Consider the following 22810-nt stretch of genomic DNA (forward strand, 5'->3'; position numbering starts at 1 on the left):
CGCCCCATCTCTCAGGGAGGACAGATGAGCACCATCATGAAGCGCGCGGCCAACCCGTTCGCGGACCTGCTCGGCTGGCTCGAGACGGAGTCGGCGGCGATGCGAACCTTCGGGTCGGCGCCCTACATCAGGGTCGAGGACTTCGTCGAGGACGACAACTACGTCGTGCGTGCCGAGATGCCGGGCGTCGACCCGGACAAGGACATCCAGATCGACGTCGCCGGGGATGTGCTGACGATCCACGGTGAGCGCCGTGAGGAGGAGCACGACCGCAACCGCAGCGAGCTGCACTACGGGTCGTTCGAGCGGACCCTTCCGCTGCCGCGCGGGGCCAAGGCCGAGGAGATCCGGGCGACCTACACCAACGGTGTGCTCGAGGTGCGCGTGCCATACGCCGCCGACGAGCCGAAGGCGACCCGCGTCGCCATCGAGCACAACGGGAGCTGATCGGTGCGGCCCCAGGCGTCATTCGAGATGGCGTCCGACGTGGAGCGTCGTGCCGGCACCGTGTGGGCGATGGACGTGTTCCTCGACCATGACGAGGGCACCGTCCGCGCCGAGGCGAAGCTCCACGCGGGCGGCCGGCAGGACCTGGTCGGAACCGGGGAGGCGGGGCTGTGCCCGGGCCAGGACCTGGCGACGGGGGAGGAGCTGGCCGCGAGCCGCGCGTTGGAGCGGCTCGCGGCCGCGCTCCTCACCGACGCACGTCAGCGGATCGACGGTTCCGGGCCGCAGGGGAGTGCGAAGCCCGCTCAGCGGGCGCGTCCGCTGCGCTCGGTGCCGCGGATGCTCGTCGGCACCGACCGGCCGTTCCGCATCACCCCGGCGATCGACTGGTCGGTGGCGCACGCGGGTACGAGCGGTCTCGGGATCGAGCTGTGCCACGTCGTCGACGACGCCGGTCCGGCGTGGGAGCGTACGCTGCGCACCTCCGTCTCGGACGCGAACGACGAGATGGCCGAGCTGGTCGAGGAGGTCCGCGAGCAGCACCACGGCGTGAATGTCACGTCGTCGGTCCTGGTGGGCTCGGAGAGTGCCTTCCTGGCCCGGTCGACGGAACGGGAGCTGGTCGTCATCGGGCGGGCGGACGTCGCCGGCGAGGACGGCTCGTACGTCGGTGCGACGGCGATGACCATCGCGCAGGACGCGAGCGTCCCGATCGTGGTCGTGCCGTCCGGCTGGTCGCCTCACCCGGACGCCGAGCGGCCGGTGATGGTGGCGATCGACGCGCTCGAGCCGCACCTGGAGGCGGTGGAGTTCGCACTGGCGTACGCGCACTGGCGGGGGCTTCCGCTCCTGGCGGTCTCGGTCTGGGAGTCTCCGACCGGGCCCGACGCGCGGATGCTGCTCGTGGGCGACGAGGAGTGGATGGAGCGCATCTCCGACGGCCTGGATGCCGCGGTGAGGCCGCTTCGGGCGCTCTACCCGGACGTGTCGGTGACCCAGCGCTCACCGCGCGGCGTGCCGGTGGACATCATCCTCCGTCTCGCCGAAGAGGCTTCGCTCCTGGTGGTCGGCAGACCCGGCCACGGCCGACACTGGCGGATGCCGCTGGGCTCGGTGAGCCGGAGGGTGCTGCACCGCGCGGCCGTGCCGGTCGCGGTCATCCCGGCCGACTGGCACGCCATGGACAGCGCGATGCCCCGTCGCTCGCCGAGCTGATCGGCTGACCGACGGGGCTGACCCGGCCCGCAGATCAGGAGGAGGCCGATCAGGAGGACGCCGTGCTCTCGTGGTGGAGGACGTCGTCGACGGCGCGTCGCGGGGTCGGCGGCAGCGGCGGGTGGTGCCGACGGGGCCAGCCGATCCGCACCAGCACCTGCGGGCAGGAGTTGTCGCCGAGCAGGTCGTGCTGCAGCGTACGCCGGGTGGAGCCGATCTCGATCGGCTGCGTGTAGGGCACCAGCGCCAGCCCCGAGGTCGTGCAGGAGAGCCAGATCGCGTCCAGCGCCTCGCCGGCACGCAGCCAGGAGAGCGGGTCGTCGGACGCGGTCGCGAGGACGATCCACTCCTCTGACGGTGGCCCGTCCTCGTCACGGGGGTCGGTGAGCGTGCCGGCGGGAAAGCGGGTGTGGGAGCCGGGCGTGCTCTCGGCCGAGAGGAGGCTGGACTCCGGGATCCCCTCCTCGCTGCCGCCACGCGTCCAGGAGTAGAGCTCGGAGAGGTAGGCCTCGTCGGTGGACTGGTGGGCGCGGGCGGTCTCCAGCGCCGCCTCGACGACCGGCCGCAGCTGGTCCGTGACGGTGGTCGCCACGACTCCGTACTCGCGGACGAGGTCGGCCAGATGCTCGAGGCGCTGGCGCGGCACCGGCCAGGACGAGACCTGGCGCCGGTCCGTGCAGCGCTGCTCGATGGCAGCCAGCCGGCTGAGGTCGTCGACATCGGGGTCGCGGTGCGCGAACGTCACCACCGCGAGCAGGTCGGTGCGACCGCCTTCGGGGGTGCGGTGCACGGTGCACGCCCAGCCCATGCCGGCCGCGGCCACGACGAGCTCGTGCAGCGCGGCACCGCAGCTCATCACCAGATCGCGCTCGTTGGGGTCGGCGTGGAGGAGCTTGCGGTGCGGGTCGGCCCGCAGCAGCAGCATCGTGTCGCGTACGGCCCACGCCCACGGTTGGGTGTTGTGGACCGACGGCGCCCGGCAGGCCAGCTCCAGGATCGCCCGCAGGGTCGTCTCGTTGGGGAAGGCGGACATCTCAGACCCTCACCTGACGCATCAGCTGGTGGCCCAGGTCCGCGGCCCAGTCCCCGGCACGGGCCGCCTCGTCGTGGGCCAGCGGACCCTCCAGGCCGCCGACGTAGAAGCTCGCCGTCGGGGCGACGTCGTAGCCACGGCGGCGCAGCACGTGGGCGACGTGCTTGGCGGCCGAGCCGGGGAGGTGACGCATCGCCCGTGCCCGGGTGTCGAAGGCGGCGATACGCACCGAGTCGGCGTCCTGGAGGTCCTCGAGCCACTCCCGGACGCCGCGGGCCTCGACCTCGGCCGGAGCGCCCCGCAGCACAGCGTCGGCTCGGGTGCTCGGTCTGCTCATGCCGAGCGCGTGCGTCGGTGCCCCGATCACGACGAGGTCGTGGGCGCGGAGCACGTCATCCTCGGCCAGCCCCACCGGGATCACCTTGACCTCCACGCCGGCGCGCCGAAGACCGTTGGCGACCGAGGTCGCGATGGTCGCGGTGTTGCCGAACATCGACTCGTAGACGACGGCTGCTCGCATCTGGTTCACGTCCTTCCCCCGGGCGCCGCGCCCTCTGCGTGGTGCCGATGGCACCACGCTCGCGTCGAACGGACGGATGTGTTCAGTGGCGCACGTCCCCGACCCGAGGACCTTGGTCCGATGCCGTCCGGCCCGGACATGCGGAGGCTGAAGACATGAACTCACACGAATCCCCGGTGATGCTCGAAGGCGGGCTCGACACCCGTGTCAGTCGAGCGCTCTGGCTGGTCAAGTGGCTGTTGCTGATCCCGCACTACATCGTTCTGTTCTTCCTGTGGATCGCCTTCGCCGTGCTCACCGTGGTCGCCTGGTTCGCGATCCTCTTCACCGGTCGCTACCCGCGGGCGATCTTCGACTTCAACCTCGGCGTCCTGCGCTGGACCTGGCGAGTGGACTTCTACGGCTACGCCGCCCTCGGCACCGACGCCTATCCGCCGTTCACCCTGCAGGACGTGCCCACCTACCCGGCCCGCCTCCACATCGCCTACCCCGACAAGCTCTCCCGTGGTCTGGTGCTGGTGAAGTCGTGGCTGTTGGCGATCCCGCATCTGCTGGTCCTGAGCTTCTTCGTGGGCGGTGGGCTGTACGCCACCCAGGCCGGCCAGGACTCCAACGACTGGACCTGGGGGAGCGGGATCGTCGGCCTCCTGGTCCTCTTCGCCGGCGTGGCGCTGCTCTTCGGCAAGGGCTACCCCCAGGGCATCTTCGACCTGGTCCTCGGGATGGACAGGTGGGCGGCGCGCGTCGCGGCGTACGTCTTCCTGATGACCGACACCTACCCACCCTTCCGGCTCGACCAGGGCGGCAGCGACCCGGCCGCGCCCATGCCCCCGGAGCCGTCCGCTCCCGCGGGAGAAGCGGCAGCGCCGCCGCGCCCGACCGCGGATCCGGTCGGAACCGGACAGCAGTGATCGCCGCTACGCAGGTGCGCCGAAGGACTTTGGTCCTCAGCGCACGGGTCAGACGTGCATTGGCGGGCGTCGTCATCGGTCGTAGGTTGATCCGGTGACCGAAAACGCAGCGCCCGAGGGCGCAGACGAGCCCATCCGGGTCTACCTGCTCGACGACCACGAGGTGATCCGCCGCGGGATCAGGGACCTGCTCGAGGACGAGGATGACATCATCGTCGTGGGCGAGTCCGGGCTCGCCGAGGAAGCCCGGCGCCGGATCCCGGCCCTGCGGCCCCACGTCGCGATCCTCGACGGCCGGCTCCCCGACGGGTCGGGCATCGACGTGTGCCGCGACGTACGCTCCGTCGACCCGAGCATCGCCGCCCTGATCCTGACGTCCTTCGACGACGACGACGCGCTGTTCTCCGCCATCATGGCCGGGGCGGCCGGCTACCTCCTCAAGCAGATCCGCAGCGCCGATCTCGTCGACACCGTGCGCCAGGTCGCGGCGGGCCGGTCGACGCTCGACCCCGCGGTCACCGCGCAGGTGCTGGAGCGGATCCGCAGCGGCCCGAAGACCAACTCGGTCTTCGAGAACCTGACCAACCACGAGCGCCGGATCCTCGAGCTCATCGGCGAGGGCCTGACGAACCGGCAGATCGGCAAGGAGATGCACCTGGCCGAGAAGACGGTCAAGAACTACGTCTCCTCCCTGCTCGCCAAGCTCGGGCTGGAGAGCCGGACGCAGGCTGCGATTCTGGTGACCAAGACCTTGCAGGGTTGATAGTTTGGGGGTGCACCACGCATGCGTCAGAGGGGGTCGACGTGGGTCGCACGCCACCGAGACAGCGCCGTGAACACGAGGACACGGTGGAGGCATCACTACGCAGCACTCCGCTCGACGAGCTCCTGACCGAGGTCCTCGCCAGGGTGACCGACGCCCGAGACGAGCAGGTGCGGTGGCGGCTGCTGCTCGACGCCATCGTCACGATGGGTGCCGGTCTCTCGACCGACGACCTGCTGGACCGGATCGTCGAGGTCGCCCAGGCCCTGGCCGGAGCGAAGTACGCAGCCCTCGGTGTGCTCGCCAGCGGCGGCGAGCGGCGGCTTCGCACGTTCATCACCCGGGGCCTCACCCCCGAGCAACAGCTCCGGATCGGGGACCTGCCCAGCGGACACGGCGTGCTCGGTCTGTTGATCGACCATCCGGAGCCGGTCCGGATGCCCGACATCACCAAGCACCCGTCGTCCTACGGGTTCCCGAAGAACCATCCCCCGATGGGTTCCTTCCTCGGCGTGCCCGTGCGTATCGGCGAGAAGATCTTCGGCAACCTCTACCTCACCGAGAAGGAGAACGGTGGGGACTTCAGCGAACAGGACGAGCGCATCGTGGTCGCGCTGGCCGCGGCGGCCGGCGTGGCGATCGAGAACGCGCTCCTGGCCGAGGAGGCGGCCCGCCGCGGACGCTGGCTCGACGCACGTGCCGAGATCACCAGTGCGCTGATGGGAGACGTGGACCGCAACTCGGCTCTGCAGCTCGTGGTCGACCGGGCGAGAGAGATCGCCGGTGCGGACGTCGCCTGGATCGTCACCGGCCCGGCGGCCGACCGGCTGCGGGTCGAGGTCGTCTCCGGCACCGAGATCGATCCCGACGTGCTCAAGCGCGCGCCGCTGCGCGACTCGGTCGCGAGCCACGCGATCCGAGACGGCGTACCGATGATCGTGGAGGACGTCGCCGGCGCCGCCGCGGGAGGAAGCGCCGCAGCGGTCATCGACCTGACCGACATCGGTCCGGGGGTGTTCGTCCCGCTGGGACGCACCGATCCGTCCGAGGAGATGAACGCCGTGGGCGCGCTCGCCCTGGCCTGGCGGCGAGAGAACGCCGAGCAGGCCCAGAGCGTCGACCTGGCGGTCGCCGATGCCTTCGCCGGCCAGGTGGCGCTGGCCATCCGGCTGGCTCAGAGCCGTGACGAGCGTCAGCGGCTGGCCGTCTACGACGACCGCGACCGCATCGGCCGCGACCTGCACGACATCGTGATCCAGCGCCTCTTCGTGATCGGCCTGCGTCTCCAGGGCGGTCTCAACCTGGCCGACAACCCGAAGCTGCGCGGCCGCCTCGACCAGGCGGTCGAGGACATCGACGAGACGATCCGCGACCTGCGACGTGCGGTCTTCGAGCTCGGCACCCCCAAGCAGAGCGGCGACGTCCAGTCCCAGGTCACCGAGGTGGTCAACCGGGCTGCGGCGTCGCTCAAGTTCCGTCCGAGACTCGCCTTCGACGGCCCGATCAGACTGCGCACCACACCCGAGATCGCCAAGGACGTCGTCGCCGTCCTCGGCGAGGCGTTGTCGAACACCGCCCGTCACGCGCACGCGAGCAACGTCGACGTGTCGCTGACGGCGGGCACGGACCTCGTGCTCCGAGTGCGCGACGACGGCGAAGGGATCCCCGCCGACACGGTGGAGAGCGGGTTGGCCAACATGCGTCATCGCGCCGAGGCGCACGGTGGTCGCTGCACCGTCGAGGCGGCGGAACCCCAGGGCACCGTCATCGAGTGGACGGTTCCTCTGGGCTGACCGGTCACCGGCCGGTCATGGCGGGCGCGCGGCGGAGGAGTCTCGTGCGAAGGTGCTCTCATGGACGTACGCCAGGTGCTGCCGTCATGGACCCGCGGCTACCAGCGCCGCTGGCTGTGGTCCGATCTCCTCGCCGGGGTGACGATCACCGCCTACCTGGTGCCTCAGGTGATGGCGTACGCCGAGCTGGCCGGTCTCCCGCCGGAGACCGGGCTGTGGGCGTGTGTCGGGGCGATGCTGGTCTACGGGTTCCTGGGTACGTCCCGGCTGCTCTCGGTCGGTCCGGAGTCGACCACGGCGCTGATGACCGCGGCTGCGATCGGGGCCACGCCGGCCGCGGCGCAGGATCCGGGATCGTTCGCGGCGACGCTGGCGCTCGTGGTCGCCGCCATCTGCGTCGTGGGCTGGCTCGCTAGGGTCTCGGTGCTGGCCGAGCTCTTCTCCCGGCCGGTGCTGGTCGGCTACATGGCCGGCATCGCGGTGCTGATGGTCGTCTCCCAGCTCGACAACCTCACCGGTGTCCAGGTCGAGGGCGACGGTGTCCTGAGCGAGCTCGCGAGCTTCGTGCGCAACCTCGACCAGGTCCATCTCCCGACCCTGCTGCTCGGTCTCGGTGCGGCCGCCGCGATGATCATCGGCTCTCTGCTCGCCCCGCGTGCGCCGGTCGCGCTGCTCGGGATGCTCGCCGCCACCGGGCTCGTCGCGCTGCTGGGGGAGGGACACGGGCTCCGGCTCGTCGGCGAGATCTCGATCCGACCACCGACGCCCGGGTTGCCGGATCTCGACCCGGGCCTGCTCGTCTCGATGCTCGCGCCGGCACTCGGCGTCGCCTTCGTCGGCTACACCGACAACATCCTCACCGGTCGCGCCTTCGCCGGCCGCGACGATCATGTCGACGCCCACCGGGAGCTGCTCGCGCTCGGCGGCGCCAACGTCGGGTCGGCGCTGCTGCACGGCTTCCCGGTGAGCAGCAGCGGGAGCCGGACCGCCATCGGACATGCGGTCGGCGGGCGCACCCAGCTGACCTCGTACGTCACAGCGGCCGCGACCGTGGCCGCCGTGCTGCTGCTCGCGCCGGTCCTGGAGGCCTTCCCGCAGGCAGCGCTCGGCGCGGTCGTCGTCTACGCCGCCACCAAGCTGGTCGAGGTGGGGGAGCTGCGCCGCTTCGCCCGGTTCCGGCGCAGCGAGCTCGTGCTGGCCCTGGTCGCGACGGTGGCCGTGCTCGTCGCGGGGGTGATGTGGGGTGTGCTGATCGCGGTGGGTCTCTCCGTGCTCGACCTGCTGCGCCGGGTCGCGCACCCGCACGACGCGGTGCTGGGGCTGGTCCCCGGGCTGGCCGGCATGCACGACGTGGACGACTACCCCGACGCCGAGGAGGTGCCGGGGCTCCTCGTCTACCGCTACGACTCGCCGCTCTTCTTCGCCAACGCGGAGGACTTCCGCACCCGTGCCCTGGCCGCGGTCGACGACGCCGCGTGGCCGGTGGAGTGGTTCCTGCTGAACGTCGAGGCCAACGTCGAGGTCGACATCACCGCGGTCGACGCCCTCGAGTCGCTGCGCAGGGCGCTGGCCGATCGCGGCGTCGTGCTCGCGATCGCCCGGATCAAGCAGGACCTGCGCGCGTCGCTGGCTCCGTCCGGCATCTTGGACAGGATCGGCGAGGACCACCTGTTCCCCACCCTTCCCACGGCTGTCGAGGCGTACCGCCGACGCGAGAGGTGAGGACGGACCAAGGTCCTCGGGGACGGGCCCCGACGTCCCTGCCCTGACGCTCCTGGCGTGGATGAGAGTGGATCCATGGCTCGGCCGGATGTGCCGCGCCCGGGAGGAGACGAGATGTCCGAGAACGACCGGATCCTGGTCGGAGTCGATGGGGGAGAGGGCGGACGCGCGGCGATCAGCTATGCCGCGGCCGAGGCCGGTCTCGACGACGCTGATCTCTGGCTCGTGCACGTGACCCTCAGCGAACCCGCCGACGTGGTCCATCCCTACCCCTGGCTCTCGCAGGACAACCGGAACGCCGGGATGCAGCTGTTGCGGAAGGCGGCCGACGAGGCGGCCACCTATGTCGGGGACGACCATGTCAGCGGGACCCTGGTGGAGGGCAGGGTGGTCCACGGTCTCGTCCACGCCGCCGCGAAGGCACGCCTGGTGGTGCTCGGCGACGACCGTGGGCATGGCCTCGAACACATCGTGACGGGGTCCATCACCCATCGCGTCGCCGGTCATGCACCGGTGCCGGTCGTGGTGGTTCCGACCTCCTGGTCGGCGGAGAACCCAGCGCGCCGGGTGCTCGTCGCGATCAAGGACTGCGAGAGCTCGGCGGGACTGATCGCGCAGGGACTGCGGCATGCGGCCGACCGTGATGCTGAGCTGGTCGTCCTGCACGCCTGGCAGCTGGACACGGTCTACGACGACATGACCCTGGGGCACCTGGACGTGACCGGGTTCGAGAGCGCCGCTCGCGACGCCCTCGAGGAGGGGCTCGACCGGGCCCGCCGCGAGGTGCCGCACGCCGCCGAGGTGGAGGTCCGCATCGACGTCCGCCATGGACAGCCCGCCCGGGTGGTCGCGGATGCGGCGGCGGAGGCCGACCTCCTGGTCATCGGGCGTCGCCGCCACTCCTTCCCGCTGGGACGCCTGGGCAGCACGGGGCGTGCGCTGATGCGCGAGAGCCGGTGCCCGGTGGAGATCCAGCCTCCGGCCCCCGACGTCATCAGCGTCGACGACCTCGTCCTCGAGCACGAGGGCCGGATCGAGAAGGCCGAGGAGGCGCCCGCGCTCTGAGCCCTGTGGGCCGGAGAGCGGGCGCGGGAGCAGCGGTGGCGACCACGACGTTCGCCCGGTGGACGGCAACGGTCGCGGTGGCGGAGAGCGCGGGCTTCGTCGCGCCCGCCGTCGTCGGCGCCCTCACGACGGACCTGCCCTGGTACGGCGCCCTTCCGGCGCTGCTCGCGGCCGGCGCCGTCGAGGGCGCCGTTCTCGGCTGGGCGCAGGCCTCGGTACTGCGACGCATGCTGCCGAGCGTGCGTGGCCGGCGCTGGGTGATGCTGACGACGGGGGCTGCGGTGGCGGCGTACGTCCTCGCGATGACCGCCGTGCTCGCGGGGACGGCGTCAGGGTGGGTGCGGATCGTCGTGCCCGTCGTCTGTGGAGCCCTTCTTCTCCTCTCGATCGGTGGTGCGCAGTGGCTCGAGCTGCGTCATCACCTGGCGCGCGCCGCCACGTGGGTCCCGGCGACGGCACTCGCCTGGCTCCTCGCCCTGGGCGCCTTCCTCGCCGTCGCCACCCCGCTGTGGCACGAGGACCAGCGACTCTGGGTCACCCTGCTGATCGGCGTCGGCGCAGGGATCGTGATGGCGCTCGTCCAGGCAGCGGTGACCGGATGGTGGTTGCTCCGGCTGCTGTCTCGGGTCCAGCGCGAATCGACGGGGTGGTCAGCCTCCCAGCGGCCGTGAGGCCGGGGCCGGGCTCATCGGGGTGCCGCCGTAGACCACCTGTCCGGACGTGTCCTGGTAGGTCTGCCACGCGATGGTGTCCTGCTGGGCCACGCCGGCCTCGGTGAAGTCACACACTCCGGTCTCGAACGTCTCCTGCAACCGCGCCCACTCGGCGTCGGTGAACCTCACCGGCACCGTGACTCCGGCCACGGTCGTCGTGTAGTCGGCGCGCCGCAGCGGCTCGAGCCGGCACTTGTTGGCGTCCGTGGTGAGGGCGTCGCCCGCGACCATCCGCGGGGTGCCGTAGACCGGCACCACGGCCTCCCCGCACAGGCCGTCGGACACCTTGTGGCCGACGCCGTCGTAGCAGCGGTCGGTCAGGTCGTCCGGCTTGTCGAGCACGACCTTCTGCGCCACCGTCAGGTCGCGCCCGTCGGCCTCGATACGCGTGAGCCAGCGGTCCATCGCGACGAAGCTGTTCTTCTCGCAGCCTGCGTCGCCGAGGATCGCGACCGGGCCCTCCCAGATCAGCTGGTTGGCATGGGTTCCGTGCTCGCGGTCGAGCCGCGCGCGCACCGCGAAGGCGCGGTAGGCGTCATGGAAGGCGCCCGGGTCGGGGCCGCGGCAGTCGATGATCGCGGTCTGGTCGAGGTTGTTGGTCTCGTTGATCATGCCGCTGCGGTAGGCGTTGGCCAGAGCCGGCGCAGGGCCGGTGTCGACCCGCGCGGCGGTCGGGTTGGTGTCGATGTCGACACCTCCGATCTTCGCGTTCAGGTCGACGAACTGCGCCGGGGTGATCCGCCCCCTGCGCAGGGCGTCGAGGCCGTACTGGACACCGACGTTGTCGATCGGTGGCGTGGCGAACCCGTGGCCGACCGCCTTCTCGGAAGCGGACCAGAGCGACTCCGGATTCGGCCCGAAGACGTTGATGGCGGCGTCGTGGATCGTGCAGCGCACCCCGCCGGGGTTGTTCGCGGGGTCGTAGCGGTTGGCGTCCGTCGTACCCGCGCACGGGTCGGTCGGCACCGCGACGTGCCATTGGGCGTTCTCGCTGACGAGGGCGTTGGCGGTCGTGACGTGGCCCTCGACATCGGCCATCTGGGTCGGCGACCACACCACCCCGGTGCCCCACTTCGTCGGGTCGGTGAAGTAGGCCAGCAGCAGGTGGTAGTCCAGGAACTGGGTGGCGGTGCTCCACGCGTCCGGGAACGAGCAGGTGGGCAGGATGCCCTGGTAGACGCCCGGGTAGGCGTTGGCGATCCACTGCTCGGCCAGCGAGCCGCCCGAGCAGCCGGTGCCGATGGTGTAGCGCAGCACGCCGTACTGCTCGGCGACGTGCTCCTTGGCCATCACCAGCGACTCGGCCTGGACCGCGATGTTGCAGTTGTGACCGCTGTTGTCGAGGGCGGTGGACATGGTGAGGAAGCCGCGGCCCAGCGCGTCGGCGTCGGTGTCGCTGCCGGTCGTGTCCGGCGCGCCGCCGGTCTTGTGGTCCACCCCGCAGCTGGCGCCGTGGGTGATGAGCAGCTTGTGGTTGAACTGCGGCTGCGGGTCGAACGTGGTCCAGGGCTTGCCGGGCTGGAAGAGCGCGGAGACCTGGTACTGGTCGCGGTCCATGTAGCCGGTCTCGATCCGCACCACGAACGGCACCCTCACGCCCTGGTCGGTGGTCGTGGTGGCGACGTCGGAGGGCGGGTTCTCGGGGTCGTAGGCCTGGAAGCCCTGCTTGGCCGGGTCGGTCGAGCGGTAGACGAAGCGGTACGTCGGGGGCTGGTTGCACTGCTCGTCGAGCGCACCTGCCTGGCAGGTCCACGGCTGCAGCTGTGGCCCGGAGAAGACCGGTCCACCGCTCGGATGGTTCGTGATCGTGAGCCGGGCACCCCCGCCCGGCGTACGCGCGGTGAGCACGTTGAGGCCGAGCGCGAGCCCCGTCACCAGCCCGGCGTACGTCCCGTCGGCGCGCATCGCGAACGACGAGGTGATGTCGCGGCCGTCCACATCGACCCGCACCTTGGCCGGCGCGGTCCCGGCGGGCAGCGCCACCTGCACCAGCGCGTCGCCGCCGCTGACCAGGTCGGCCCGGTTGGAGAGGACCTTGATGGTGGTCGAGCCGGCCGCGCCGGCCACCGGGTCCCAGCCTGCCTGCACGGTGAGCGGGAGGGCGACCACGAGTGCCGCCACGATCGGGTGATAGCCACGGAGGCGAGCGCGCAGGGACATGGAGGCTCCTCGGGTGGAAACGTGTTCTACCCGCGAAACGACCTGACGACCAGCCAGGTTACGCGCGCGTAACCTTTGTTTACCCACGTCCCGCGTCGCGGGGCCCGGCGCCCGTGAGGATCAGCGGGGCCCGGTGATCTCGCGCGCCCGCAGGGTCGCCATCAGTCGCTCGTACTCGTCCTCGTCGATCTCGCCGTGTGCCAGGCGCATCGCGAGCACGTCCTCGGGCGTGGTCGGTCCGCTGCCGAGCGGACGGTCCTCGCGGAGGAACCGGCGCCCGAGCACGACCGCCGTGGTGATGACCAAGCCCCAGAACAGGACCATGCTGAGGGTCATCAGGACGTAGCCCCAGCCGCTCATCCCCGAGCCGTACCAGTACATCATCGTGACCTCCACCGTGCGTGGTTGTGGGTATGTCTCGACAGTGCTCCGACCGGTGACGTGCAGCGAGTGGCCAACGACTGGGGAAGCCGGGGCCTTGGTCCTGTGGGGATGGGATCGTCGCCCCTCCCCGCGGGTACCGGCCGGTGAGGAGAGTGACCTCATGAGACGTTGGGTCTGGAGCGTTCCGGCCGCCACGGCAGTGGGCTGTGGGCTGGTCGCACTGATGTCGTGGTCGGTGCCGGCGACGATCGGATGGTGGCTCGCGGGCGCGTTGATCTCGGTCGCGGTCCTGGTGTGCCGTTCACCCGACGAGACTCCGGTCCGCTGGAAGCCGGTGCTCAGGCGAAGCCTGACGTGGCCGACGATGGTGCTGGCCGCCGGCGGACTCCTCCTGACGCTGGAGCCGGAGACCGCCCTGCTCGTCTCGGTGGCGGCGCTGGCCGCAGCCTGGGAGGCGGGATGGTTCGGCGGAGGCGCCCGTGGCGACCTGCCGGCGGGAGTGGGTCACCGGGGTGGACGGCGGTGGTGGGGCTCCCGGGCCGGCGACCGAGCCGCACCCGCGACGGACATCAGCCCGCTGGTCGCCGGTCCGGTCGATGTCGATCCGGTCGATGCCCTGTCGGTCACCGACGCGCTGACCGACGCCGACCTGTGCCGGGCCTGGCGCTCCAGCTACGTCGCCCTCGACCGGGCCGCCGACCCGAGCGAGAAGCTGCGTGCCGTGGAGATCCGCGAGGTGATCCTCGACGAGCTCGGGCGCCGCGACGCGTCGGGCCTGGAGGCGTGGTTCCGCTCCGGTGCCCGGGCGGCCGGGTGGCCCGACCGCTACCTCCGAGGCGTGGAGCCGCGGCAGAGCCGAGACGCGCACTGAGCTCGATGGGCAAGGGACCTTCGCCCCGACCTGCGCGACCTCCTTCCCTGGCACCGCGCGCGCCGACGGGGTTCGCTGGAGACCACGGCAGCGAGGACCCGATCTCGTGATGGAGGGGACATGACCGCAACCTCGAGTCCGGGCCCGCGGCCCACGGTTGGCGAGGCGTCTCCCACCGGCCCGCTACCTCCGCTCGAACCGAGGGTCGTGGTCGGCGTGGACGGCTCCGAGCCCAACCGGGCCGCGGTGGCGTACGCGATCGCGGAAGCGGCCGCCTCGGGACGTCCGCTCGTGCCCGTCGGCGCCGTCCAGCACCCTGTGCGACATCACGACGGTGCCGTGGACGGTCGAGGATGGCCGGTGCTGGCAGAGGTCGAGCGTCAGGCAGTGGCCGCGGATCCCGGGATCAGGACGGTGTCGTTGATCGAGTTCGACCACCCGGTGCCGGCTCTGCTCGGGTACGCCGATGTGGAGGATCTGCTGGTCGTGGGCAAACGCGGCCTCGGGGGCACTCGCCGGTTCCTGGTCGGGTCGACGGCGATGAGGGTGGCCGGACGCTCCCTCGGCACCGTGGTGGTCGTGCCACCGGGATGGAGGCCCGCGGAGCATCTGAGGGAACCGGTCATCGTCGGCGTGGATCCGGAGAGCCACTGTGAGCCGCTGCTGCGTGCGGCCTTCGAGCGGGCGCGTCGCGACCAGGTCGAGCTGGTCGTGCTGCACTCGGTCAACCTGCGTCCTGTCCTCGTCTGGGACCCGAACCTCAGCACACCGTTCGTGCGGGACGGCCTGGATCGCAGCGACGTGGACCTCGAGGCGGCGATCAAGCCGTTGCGCGACCACTACCCACAGGTCCGGGTCACGATCGAACGGGACCGTGGGCGTGCCGCCGGCATCATCCTGGCCAGGTCCGTCGGCGCGCAGCTGATCGTGCTCGGGAGACGCCACGACGCCCGGGGTACGTGGGGTCTCGGACCGGTCGCCCGCGAGGTGATCCACAACGCCGAGGTGCCGGTCGCCGTGGTGCCTTGTCCGGCCGAGCCCGACGACCGGGAGCGCTGAGGGCCATGGTCATGGACCTTGATCCCGCCCCGTTCGGACCATGGCCTCTCCGGACGGGTCGCCCGGGGAGGTTTGCTGGAGATGACAGTGAGAGCGAGTCGTAGGGGTTCTGTGATGTCCGCCTGCTCGAGCACCGGGAGCCGCCGGCGATGCCTGATCGGAGTGCCACGATGATGTACGAGAGAGATGAGACCAAGGTCGTGGTCGGCGTCGACGGCTCCGAACGCAACCGGGCAGCCATCGACTACGCCGTCACCTCGGCCCTGGCGACGAGCCGGCCGCTGAAGCTGGTCGGGGTGGTCGACGTCGGCGTCCCGGATCAGCCGGCCACCGCTGAGGTCCCTGGTCACGAATGGGTGCTCCTGGAGGACATCCGCGACCAAGTGGTCGCCGAGCATCCGCGGCTGAGCGTGCGTACGCTCGTCCGGTTCGGCCACCCGGTCTCAGCGTTGCTGGCGAGCGTCGGCGAGCGGGACCTGCTCGTCGTCGGCAAGCGGGGCATGGGGCCCGCGCGCAGCATGCGCATCGGCACCACCGCGCTCCGGCTCGCCGCTCGCGCGTCGTCGCCCCTCGTGGTGGTGCCGCCCTGGTGGCGGGTGGGATCCCATCACTCGGGCGCCATCGTGGTCGGCATCGATCCGGCGGCGGACGAGGAGACGGCGCTGCGGATGGCCTTCGTGGAGGCGGCGCGGTCGGGAGCTCCTCTGCGGGTCGTGTCCGCGGTGGACCTGCGGCCGATGCTCGTCTGGGACAAGGTCCTCGGGGCACCTCTCTACCGGCAGTGGGAGCAGCGCAGCATGGCGTCGCTGGAGCGGCTGGTCGGCCCGTTCCATGACGAGTTTCCGGGGGTCGCGGTCACCGTGGTGCGCGACCACGGCCACGCGGCGGACGTGCTGACCGACTATGCCGGAGACCCCCAGCTGATCGTCGTGGGTCGAGATCACCACGGCGGATCCTCCATCGGGCTGGGGGCGGTGGCGCGAGAGGTGCTCAACGTGGCCGACGTCCCGGTGCTGGTGGTACCCGTGGCGCGGCCGAAGGGCCTCGACGGATCGGCCTCGATGTCGGACTCGACCGCCACGGCGGCGAAGAGCCTCCGGGAGCCGGCCACCTAGGGGGATGGCCGGAGCCGGGGAACCCGCCCGGCGGGGCAGATCACGCATCTGCCCCGCCGGGCGGTTGATGCCACGAGCCAGGGCGTGCTGCTCCGGCAGGCATCGGGTCGTGACCAAGGTCCCCGAGATCGGCACCGACGCCCCTGTCCTCGGCCCGGCGACTCCGGTGAGAGTCGGATCGGGCCGGGCCGGAGGTGCCTGGTACCGAAGGAGGGGGACATGCCCGAGACAGAACGGATCCTGGTCGGTATCGACGGCGGGGAGGGTGGTCGAGCGGCGCTGAGATACGCCGCGGCCGAGGCCGAACGCAGCGGGGACGAGCTGTGGCTCGTCCATCTGGTGCCGCCGCCAACCGTCCCCGGCGTCATCGACCCGTACGTCGCCCAGTCCGCCATCGGAATCGACCATGACATCGGGGCCGGGCTGCTGGAGCGGGCGGCGAAGGAGGCGATGACCCTCGTCCCGGCCGACCGCGTCACCTCGACGCTGATGCGGGGCGACGCCGCCGACGGTCTCGTCCAGATGGCGGCCGCGGCACGGCTCGTCGTGCTGGGCGGCCAGCACGCCTCGGCCCTGGAGCGGATCTTCACCGGCTCCGTGGTCAACCGGGTCGCGGGCCACGCGCCGGTCGCGGTCGCCGTGGTGCCGGACCTGTGGCCCTCGGGCGCCGGTGCCGACCGCGTCGTGGTCGCGGTCAAGGACCGCGACGACGCCGCCGGGCTGATCGCCCGCGCGATGAGCCAGGCCGCCGCGCGCGGGGCCGAGCTGGTGATCCTGCACGCCTGGGACGTGCCCACGCCGTACGACGGCGTCGCCCTCTCCCGAGATGACCTGGCCGATTGGGCGGCCTCGATCCGGGAGGAGCTCGAGCGGACGCTCGACCGGGCCCGGCACCATCGGGCCGCGCCCGAGACGCTGGTGGAGACCCGGATCGAGGTACGTCGCGGTCAGCCGGCCCGGGTGATCACCGACGCGTCGGCCGAGTCCGACCTGCTGGTCATCGGGCGTCGGCGCCACACCTTCCCCGTCGGGCGCCTCGGGAGCACCGGCCGGGCGCTGCTGCGCGAGAGCCACTGCCCGATCGAGGTGCTGCCCCCGGTCCACGACGTCATCGAGACCGAGGTGATCGAGGGGATCGACGAGGTCCGGGAGACCGGCGAGACCGAGGCGACCGGCGAGAAGAGCACGTCGGAGCCGATCGGGATGATCGGCGCATGAGGCCTCACGGTCGCTCGTCCTGAGGCGCCGGGGACGAAGGGCCCGCCGCACGCGGACCCCGTTCCCTCGCCCCGACACGACCGGCGGCGGTTGGCTGAAGGTGTCCGGCCACGTCGGCCGGCGAGACCGATGGAGGAATCATGACCTCAATCTCCACGCCCGGCTCCACGACATCGCTGCCCGGGCACTACCCGATGCCCGCGGCTCGGATGCTCGCGACGCTGAGGATCGCCTTCGGGCTCACGTTCCTGTGGGCCTTCTTCGACAAGCTGCTCGCGCTGGGTTTCCACACCGGCGCGATCACCAACGAGGCCGGCACCCGTACCGGCATCGACTTCTTCGCCAAGGACGCGGCCTGGCTCAACGGCGGCAGCCCCACCGACGGCTTCCTGTCCCACGTGCCCGACCACAACTGGCTGCAGGGCATGTGGAACGACATGGCGGGTCAGTGGTGGGTCGACGGGCTGTTCATGCTCGGTCTGCTGGGGGTGGGGCTCACGCTCACGTTCGGCATCGGGATGCGGATCGGGGCCATCTCCGGCGCGGCGATGTACGTGCTGATGTGGTTCGCCAGCTTCCCGCTCGAGAACAACCCGATCATCGACGAGCACCTGCTCGGCGCCCTGACCGTCGGCGTCCTGGCGATGACGTACGCCGGTGACACCTGGGGCTTCGGCAAGCAGTGGGCCCGGATGCCGATCGTCATGCACAACCCGTGGCTGCGGTGACCCGCACCCAGCCGTGAATGCCACCTACCCCGGACAGTGAAGGTCTGATCATGAGCTACATCCGTACGTTCGGGGAGGTCGGCATCGCCGACGTGCCCCTGGTCGGCGGCAAGAACGCCTCCCTCGGCGAGATGTATCGCCACATCCACGATCGCGACATCCGGGTGCCGAACGGGTTCGCCGTCACGGCCGACGGCTATCGCCACTTCCTGCGAGCCTCGGGCATCGACACGGCCCTGGCGACCGTCTTCGCCGACCTCGACATCGACGACCGCGAGAACCTCGCCGAGCGGGCGGACCGGGCGCGGAAGCTGCTGCTCGGCGCGTCGCTCCCCGAGGACCTGACGGAGGAGATCCTGGCGGGCTACCGCGCGCTGAGACAGGAGTACGGCGACGACGTCGCGCTCGCGGTCCGGTCCTCGGCCACCGCCGAGGACCTGCCGGACGCCAGCTTCGCGGGCCAGCACGAGACGTACCTCCACGTCCAGGGTGAGGAGGCGCTGCTCGATGCCGTACGCCGCTGCTTCGCCTCGATCTTCACCGACCGGGCGGTCGACTACCGTGCCCGGCACGGCTACGACCAGCTGTCGGTGGCGCTCTCCGTCGGGGTGATGAAGATGGTGCGCTCCGACCTCGCCTGCTCGGGGGTCTCGTTCACGCTCGACACCGAGTCGGGGTTCCGGGACGTCGTCTTCGTGACCGGCTCCTACGGCCTCGGCGAGAACGTCGTGCAGGGCCTGGTCGAACCCGACGAGTTCTACGTGCACAAACCGACGTACGCAGCCGGCCACCGTGCCGTGCTGAGCCGCCGTCTCGGGAGCAAGGCGGTGCGCATGGTGCTGGGGGAGAGCGAGCCGGTACGGAACGAGCCCACGCCGCCGGCCGAGCGGGACCGCTTCTGCCTCACCGACGAGGAGGTGCTCGAGCTGGCCGGTGCCGCGATGACCATCGAGCGCCACTACGGCAAGCCGATGGACATCGAGTGGGCCAAGGACGGCACCGACGGCCTGCTGTACGTCGTCCAGGCCCGCCCCGAGACCGTGGCCGCCACCCGGCGACCGACGGTGACGACCCGCTACGTCGTCGACGCGCACGGCGACCTGATCACCTCCGGCCGCGCGGTCGGCGCGAAGGTCGGCGCGGGCCGTGCCCGGATCGTGCGCAGCATGGGCGAGGACGTCGGGTTCACCTCCGGGGACGTGCTGGTCGCGTCCAGCACCAGCCCCGACTGGGAGCCGCTGATGAAGATCGCCTCCGCGGTCGTCACCGAGCACGGCGGCCGCACCTGCCACGCGGCGATCGTGGCGCGCGAGCTCGGCATCCCGGCGGTGGTCGGCACCGGGGACGCGACGAGCACGATCATCGACGGCGAGGAGGTCACCGTCTCGTGCGCGGAGGGCGACGAGGGCCACGTCTACCGGGGTCTGGCCGACTTCCACGCCAACGACGTCGCCACCGCGCTCACCTCACGTCCGCGGACCCATGTCATGCTCAACCTCGGCAACCCCGGGATCGCGTTCGAGTCGTCCTTCCTGCCCAACGACGGGGTCGGGCTGGCGCGGATGGAGTTCATCCTCGCCGAGCACGTGCGGGTGCACCCGCTCGCCGCGCTGCATCCCGACCGCATCACCGACCCCAGCCAGCGCGCCGAGGTCGAGCGCCTCGTCGGGGACGACGGCGCGGCGTACGTCGTCGAGAAGCTGGCCGAGGGCATCGGCAGCATCGCCGCCGCCTTCCATCCCAAGCCGGTCGTGGTGCGGCTCTCCGACTTCAAGACCAACGAGTACGCGACCCTTCTCGGCGGCGCGGACTTCGAGCCGGCCGAGGCCAACCCGATGCTCGGCTTCCGCGGAGCCGCGCGCTACGCGCACCCCGCCTACACCGAGGGGTTCGCGCTCGAGTGCGCCGCGCTGCGCCGGGTCCGTGAGGAGATCGGCCTGGAGAACGTGATCGTGATGCTGCCGTTCGTGCGCCGTCTCGACGAGGCCGACCGCGTGCTGGCCCGGATGGCGGAGCTCGGGCTGCGCCGTGGGGACCATGGTCTGAAGGTGTACGCGATGTGTGAGATCCCCTCCAACGTGATCCTCGTCGACGAGTTCGCCGAGCGGTTCGACGGGTTCTCGATCGGCAGCAACGACCTGACCCAGCTCACCCTCGGGGTCGACCGGGACAGCGAGCTGGTCGCCTTCGACTACGACGAGCGCGACCTCGCGGTGCAGCGGATGATCACGCTGGCGGTCGAGGGCTGCCGGCGCCACGGCATGCACTCCGGGATCTGTGGCCAGGCGCCCTCGGACCACCCCGAGGTCGTCCGTTTCCTCGTCGGGCTCGGGATCGACGCGATCAGCGTCACGCCCGACTCGATCCTTGCGGTCACCCAGACGGTGCTGGCTGCCGAGGGCTGAACCATGGCCGAGGACGTGCTGCTCCGCGACGGGGCGATCGCCAGCGTCCGCGAGGTCGTCCCCGCCGACCGGAGCGCGCTGCTGGCGCTCCACGAGGGGCTCTCCGACGGCGGCCGCTACCTGCGGTTCTTCCAGATGGGCCACACCGACTCGTCCCGGTTCGTCGACGACCTGCTCGCCAGCCTGCAGAAGGGCGAAGCGGTGGCCGAGGTGGCGATCGTCGGTGACCAGGTCGTGGCGCTGGCCAGCGGCATCCGGGTCCGGGCCGACGAGGCCGAGCTCGCCCTGGTGGTCGCCGACCGGCACACCGGTCGCGGCCTGGCCACCCTCGTGCTCGAGCATCTCGCCCTCGCCGCCCATCATGCCGGGATCGCGACGTTCGTGGCGTACGTCCTGACGCAGAACGCCGCCGCGTTCGACGTGCTGCGCCACTCCGGCTTCGTCCTCGCCGCGACCCCGCACCGGGAGACGGTCGAGGTGCGGTTCCCGGTGGTCGTGCCGGGCCAGAGCGTGGCCCATCGAGGGGGTGATCGCCGCGGCGACGGCGCGGGAGCAGAGCGCCGACGCCGCCTCGATCCGCGCGCTGCTGCGACCACGCTCGGTCGCGGTGATCGGCGCGACCCGGAAGGAGGAGCATCCCGGCTACCGGGTGGTGGAGAACCTGCTGCGCGCCGGCTTCACCGGGAGCATCTACCCGGTCAACCCGCACTACGAGACGGTGCTCGGCCTGGCCTGCAGCGCTTCGGTCCGCGAGATCACCGAGCCGGTGGACCTGGCGGTGCTCGCCGTGCCGGCCGCCGAGGTCCTCGAGGTCGTCCGCGAGTGCGGGCGTTCCGCGGTCCGCGACGTCGTGGTCCTCGCGGACGGCTTCGCCGACTCCGGTCCGGAGGGAGCCAGGCTGCAGGACCAGGTGCTGGCGGTGACCAGGTCCGCGAGCATGCGTCTCGTCGGCCCCAACTGTCTGGGCGTCGCCAACACCGACCCCGCCGTACGCCTGGATGCCACCTTCGCCACCACGCCGCCGCACCGGGGCCGGATCGCGCTGATGGTCCAGTCCGGCGCGGTCGGCATGGCCGCCCTGCGCCGGGCGGCCGAGCTCGGCATCGGCCTGTCCTGCTTCGTCTCGGCGGGGAACAAGGCGGACGTGAGCTGCAACGACGTGCTCGTGTACGCCGCCGAGGACGAGGGCACCGACGTGATCGCGCTCTACCTGGAGTCCTTCGGCAACCCGCGCAAGTTCTCCCGCGTGGCCCGGCAGCTGTCCCGGCACAAGCCCGTCGTCGCGCTGGTGGGCGGACTCGCCGACGATGGGGCCGGGATGGACGCCCTCTTCGGCCAGTGCGGCGTGGTCGGTGTCGACGGGCTCGAGCAGCTCCTGCACACCTCGACCGTCCTGGCCGACCAGCCGCTGCCGATGGGAGGCCGGGTCTGCGTCGTCAGCAACGCCGACGGGCTCGGTGTGCTGGCTGCCGACACCTGCGCCGCCGCCGGCCTGCGCCCGGTCGGGCTCAGCGGACCGACCATGTCCAGGATCCGGCAGATCGTGCCGGGAGCGCCGTCGGTCCACGGTCCGGTCGACCTCGGCTCCGGGGTCACCGCCGAGGGCTACGCCGAGGCGCTCACCGTGCTCGGACGCAGCGGCGAGGTGGACATGCTGATCGCGATCCACACCCCGGTACCCGCCCTGGACGACGGCGCGTTCGAGCGCGCCGTGAGGACGGCCTGTCGTGGGCTCAACTCGGGCGGCCCGGGCCAGAGCGTCCCGGTGGCCACCGTCGCGGTGATGTTCGGGCGTGCCGGCACCGTGCGTTCGGTCAGCGCCGGGCGTCACCGGGTGCCGGTGTTCTGGTTCCCGGAGGACGCCGCCCGGGCGCTCGCCCCGATCGCGCGCTATGCGGAGTGGCGCGCCGTCCCGCCCGGCAACCGGCGTGATGTCGGCACCGTGGACCGTGCCGCGGCCCGGGCCGTGGTGAAGAAGGTCAAGACGGGCTCCGCGGAGACCCATCGGCTCACCGCGGGCGAGGCACGACGGCTGCTGGCGGCGTACGGGATCGAGGTGGTGCCGAGCGTGCACGCCGACGGGGCGGAGGAGGCGGTCGAGGCCGCCGACTGGCTGGGCTGGCCGGTCGTCCTGAAGCTCGCCGACCCCGACATCGACCACCGCACGGACCTGGGCGGCGTACGCTTCCACCTCACCGATCCCGACGCCGTTCGCGCCGCGGCCCACGAGTTGCTCGCGATCTCGACCGGCCGGCCGGGCCTGCTGGTCCAGCGCCAGGTGCGGCCGGGACCGGAGCTGGTCGCCGGGGTCGTGCACGACGAGACCTTCGGTCCGCTGGTGATGTGCGGCTACGGCGGGGTCGCCGGCGAGCTGATCGGCGACCGCTCGTTCCGGCTGGCGCCGCTGACCGACATCGACGCGGCCTCGGCGGTCCGCGAGCTGCGGACCTCACCGCTCCTGTTCGGCCACCGCGGCGCCCCGGCGGTCGACGTCGCCTCCGTCGAGCGTCTGCTGATCAGGCTCGGCCAGCTGGCCGACGACCTGCCGCAGATCGACAGGATCGACCTCGACCCGGTCATCGTGCACGAGCACGGGCTGGCGGTCGTCGGCGCAGAGGTCCTGCTCGACCACGGGCGCTCCTGGACCGTCTGAGCGTCCCGACAGGTATCGACCAAAGACCCTGTGCC

The 22810-nt window shown here is 71.6% G+C and carries 19 protein-coding genes and 1 pseudogene; 16 read left to right on the forward strand and 4 right to left on the reverse strand.

The window, feature by feature from the left end; genetic code table 11:
- Positions 1 to 24 precede the first annotated feature (24 nt).
- Complete coding sequence (locus tag UG56_RS06365; protein ID WP_045549712.1) at positions 25 to 447, forward strand: Hsp20/alpha crystallin family protein; 423 nt, start codon at positions 25 to 27, stop codon at positions 445 to 447.
- A gap of 27 nt (positions 448 to 474) precedes the next feature.
- Positions 475 to 1662: a universal stress protein gene (locus tag UG56_RS06370; protein ID WP_045549711.1), complete on the forward strand. Its 1188-nt coding sequence runs from the start codon at positions 475 to 477 to the stop codon at positions 1660 to 1662.
- A gap of 49 nt (positions 1663 to 1711) precedes the next feature.
- Here the strand turns inward: UG56_RS06370 and UG56_RS06375 are convergent, their stop codons facing one another.
- Positions 1712 to 2695: an Acg family FMN-binding oxidoreductase gene (locus UG56_RS06375; protein ID WP_045549710.1), complete on the reverse strand. Its 984-nt coding sequence runs from the start codon at positions 2693 to 2695 to the stop codon at positions 1712 to 1714.
- A 1-nt stretch (position 2696) separates the two neighbouring features.
- On the reverse strand, positions 2697 to 3215 hold the full coding sequence (locus UG56_RS06380; RefSeq protein WP_045549720.1) for a flavodoxin family protein: 519 nt from the start codon (positions 3213 to 3215) through the stop codon (positions 2697 to 2699).
- Between the two features lie 155 nt (positions 3216 to 3370).
- Between UG56_RS06380 and UG56_RS06385 the strand changes: the two genes are divergently transcribed.
- The 6 genes from UG56_RS06385 to UG56_RS06410 all read left to right on the forward strand — a co-directional run bounded on the left by UG56_RS06385 (position 3371) and on the right by UG56_RS06410 (position 10140).
- Positions 3371 to 4126, forward strand: coding sequence for a DUF4389 domain-containing protein (locus tag UG56_RS06385; RefSeq protein ID WP_071326908.1), 756 nt, complete (start codon positions 3371 to 3373; stop codon positions 4124 to 4126).
- 94 nt (positions 4127 to 4220) lie between these two features.
- Positions 4221 to 4889 carry a response regulator gene (locus UG56_RS06390; protein ID WP_218145150.1) on the forward strand — a complete coding sequence of 223 codons (669 nt, stop codon included), beginning with the start codon at positions 4221 to 4223 and terminating at the stop codon, positions 4887 to 4889.
- An 86-nt stretch (positions 4890 to 4975) separates the two neighbouring features.
- On the forward strand, positions 4976 to 6682 hold the full coding sequence (locus UG56_RS06395) for a sensor histidine kinase (protein WP_045549709.1): 1707 nt from the start codon (positions 4976 to 4978) through the stop codon (positions 6680 to 6682).
- A gap of 60 nt (positions 6683 to 6742) precedes the next feature.
- Complete coding sequence (locus tag UG56_RS06400) at positions 6743 to 8404, forward strand: SulP family inorganic anion transporter (RefSeq protein WP_045549708.1); 1662 nt, start codon at positions 6743 to 6745, stop codon at positions 8402 to 8404.
- A gap of 114 nt (positions 8405 to 8518) precedes the next feature.
- A complete protein-coding gene (locus tag UG56_RS06405; protein ID WP_045549707.1) occupies positions 8519 to 9469 on the forward strand; it encodes a universal stress protein in 951 nt (316 codons plus the stop codon).
- Between the two features lie 35 nt (positions 9470 to 9504).
- Positions 9505 to 10140, forward strand: coding sequence for a hypothetical protein (locus UG56_RS06410; RefSeq protein ID WP_071326909.1), 636 nt, complete (start codon positions 9505 to 9507; stop codon positions 10138 to 10140).
- On the opposite strand, the gene UG56_RS06415 is transcribed toward UG56_RS06410, so the two are convergent.
- Together UG56_RS06415 and UG56_RS06420 are read right to left on the reverse strand one after the other, a co-directional pair.
- Positions 10120 to 12342 (reverse strand): DUF6351 family protein, encoded by a 2223-nt coding sequence (locus tag UG56_RS06415; RefSeq protein ID WP_052693764.1) that lies wholly within the window; start codon positions 12340 to 12342, stop codon positions 10120 to 10122. The two genes, UG56_RS06410 and UG56_RS06415, sit on opposite strands and share 21 nt — an antisense overlap.
- A gap of 120 nt (positions 12343 to 12462) precedes the next feature.
- Positions 12463 to 12738, reverse strand: coding sequence for an SHOCT domain-containing protein (locus UG56_RS06420; protein WP_218145151.1), 276 nt, complete (start codon positions 12736 to 12738; stop codon positions 12463 to 12465).
- 148 nt (positions 12739 to 12886) lie between these two features.
- Between UG56_RS06420 and UG56_RS06425 the strand changes: the two genes are divergently transcribed.
- From UG56_RS06425 to UG56_RS06455, 8 genes and pseudogenes are all read left to right on the forward strand, one after another.
- Positions 12887 to 13597 carry a hypothetical protein gene (locus UG56_RS06425; RefSeq protein ID WP_143054930.1) on the forward strand — a complete coding sequence of 237 codons (711 nt, stop codon included), beginning with the start codon at positions 12887 to 12889 and terminating at the stop codon, positions 13595 to 13597.
- A gap of 120 nt (positions 13598 to 13717) precedes the next feature.
- A complete protein-coding gene (locus UG56_RS06430; protein ID WP_084100623.1) occupies positions 13718 to 14656 on the forward strand; it encodes a universal stress protein in 939 nt (312 codons plus the stop codon).
- A gap of 170 nt (positions 14657 to 14826) precedes the next feature.
- Positions 14827 to 15771, forward strand: coding sequence for a universal stress protein (locus UG56_RS06435; RefSeq protein ID WP_177191429.1), 945 nt, complete (start codon positions 14827 to 14829; stop codon positions 15769 to 15771).
- A 219-nt stretch (positions 15772 to 15990) separates the two neighbouring features.
- Positions 15991 to 16989, forward strand: coding sequence for a universal stress protein (locus UG56_RS06440; protein ID WP_071326910.1), 999 nt, complete (start codon positions 15991 to 15993; stop codon positions 16987 to 16989).
- A 140-nt stretch (positions 16990 to 17129) separates the two neighbouring features.
- Positions 17130 to 17717 carry a hypothetical protein gene (locus UG56_RS06445; RefSeq protein WP_052694096.1) on the forward strand — a complete coding sequence of 196 codons (588 nt, stop codon included), beginning with the start codon at positions 17130 to 17132 and terminating at the stop codon, positions 17715 to 17717.
- Positions 17718 to 17767: 50 nt separating this feature from the next.
- Positions 17768 to 20122 (forward strand): phosphoenolpyruvate synthase, encoded by a 2355-nt coding sequence (gene ppsA / locus UG56_RS06450; protein WP_045551219.1) that lies wholly within the window; start codon positions 17768 to 17770, stop codon positions 20120 to 20122.
- A 135-nt stretch (positions 20123 to 20257) separates the two neighbouring features.
- A pseudogene (locus UG56_RS29110) lies at positions 20258 to 20551 on the forward strand (GNAT family N-acetyltransferase); the annotation flags it as partial.
- A gap of 97 nt (positions 20552 to 20648) precedes the next feature.
- Complete coding sequence (locus tag UG56_RS06455; protein WP_052694092.1) at positions 20649 to 22775, forward strand: acetate--CoA ligase family protein; 2127 nt, start codon at positions 20649 to 20651, stop codon at positions 22773 to 22775.
- Positions 22776 to 22810: the final 35 nt, after the last annotated feature.

Origin of the sequence: Nocardioides luteus (assembly GCF_000960475.2) — a bacterium.
Classification (GTDB): domain Bacteria; phylum Actinomycetota; class Actinomycetes; order Propionibacteriales; family Nocardioidaceae; genus Nocardioides; species Nocardioides luteus_A.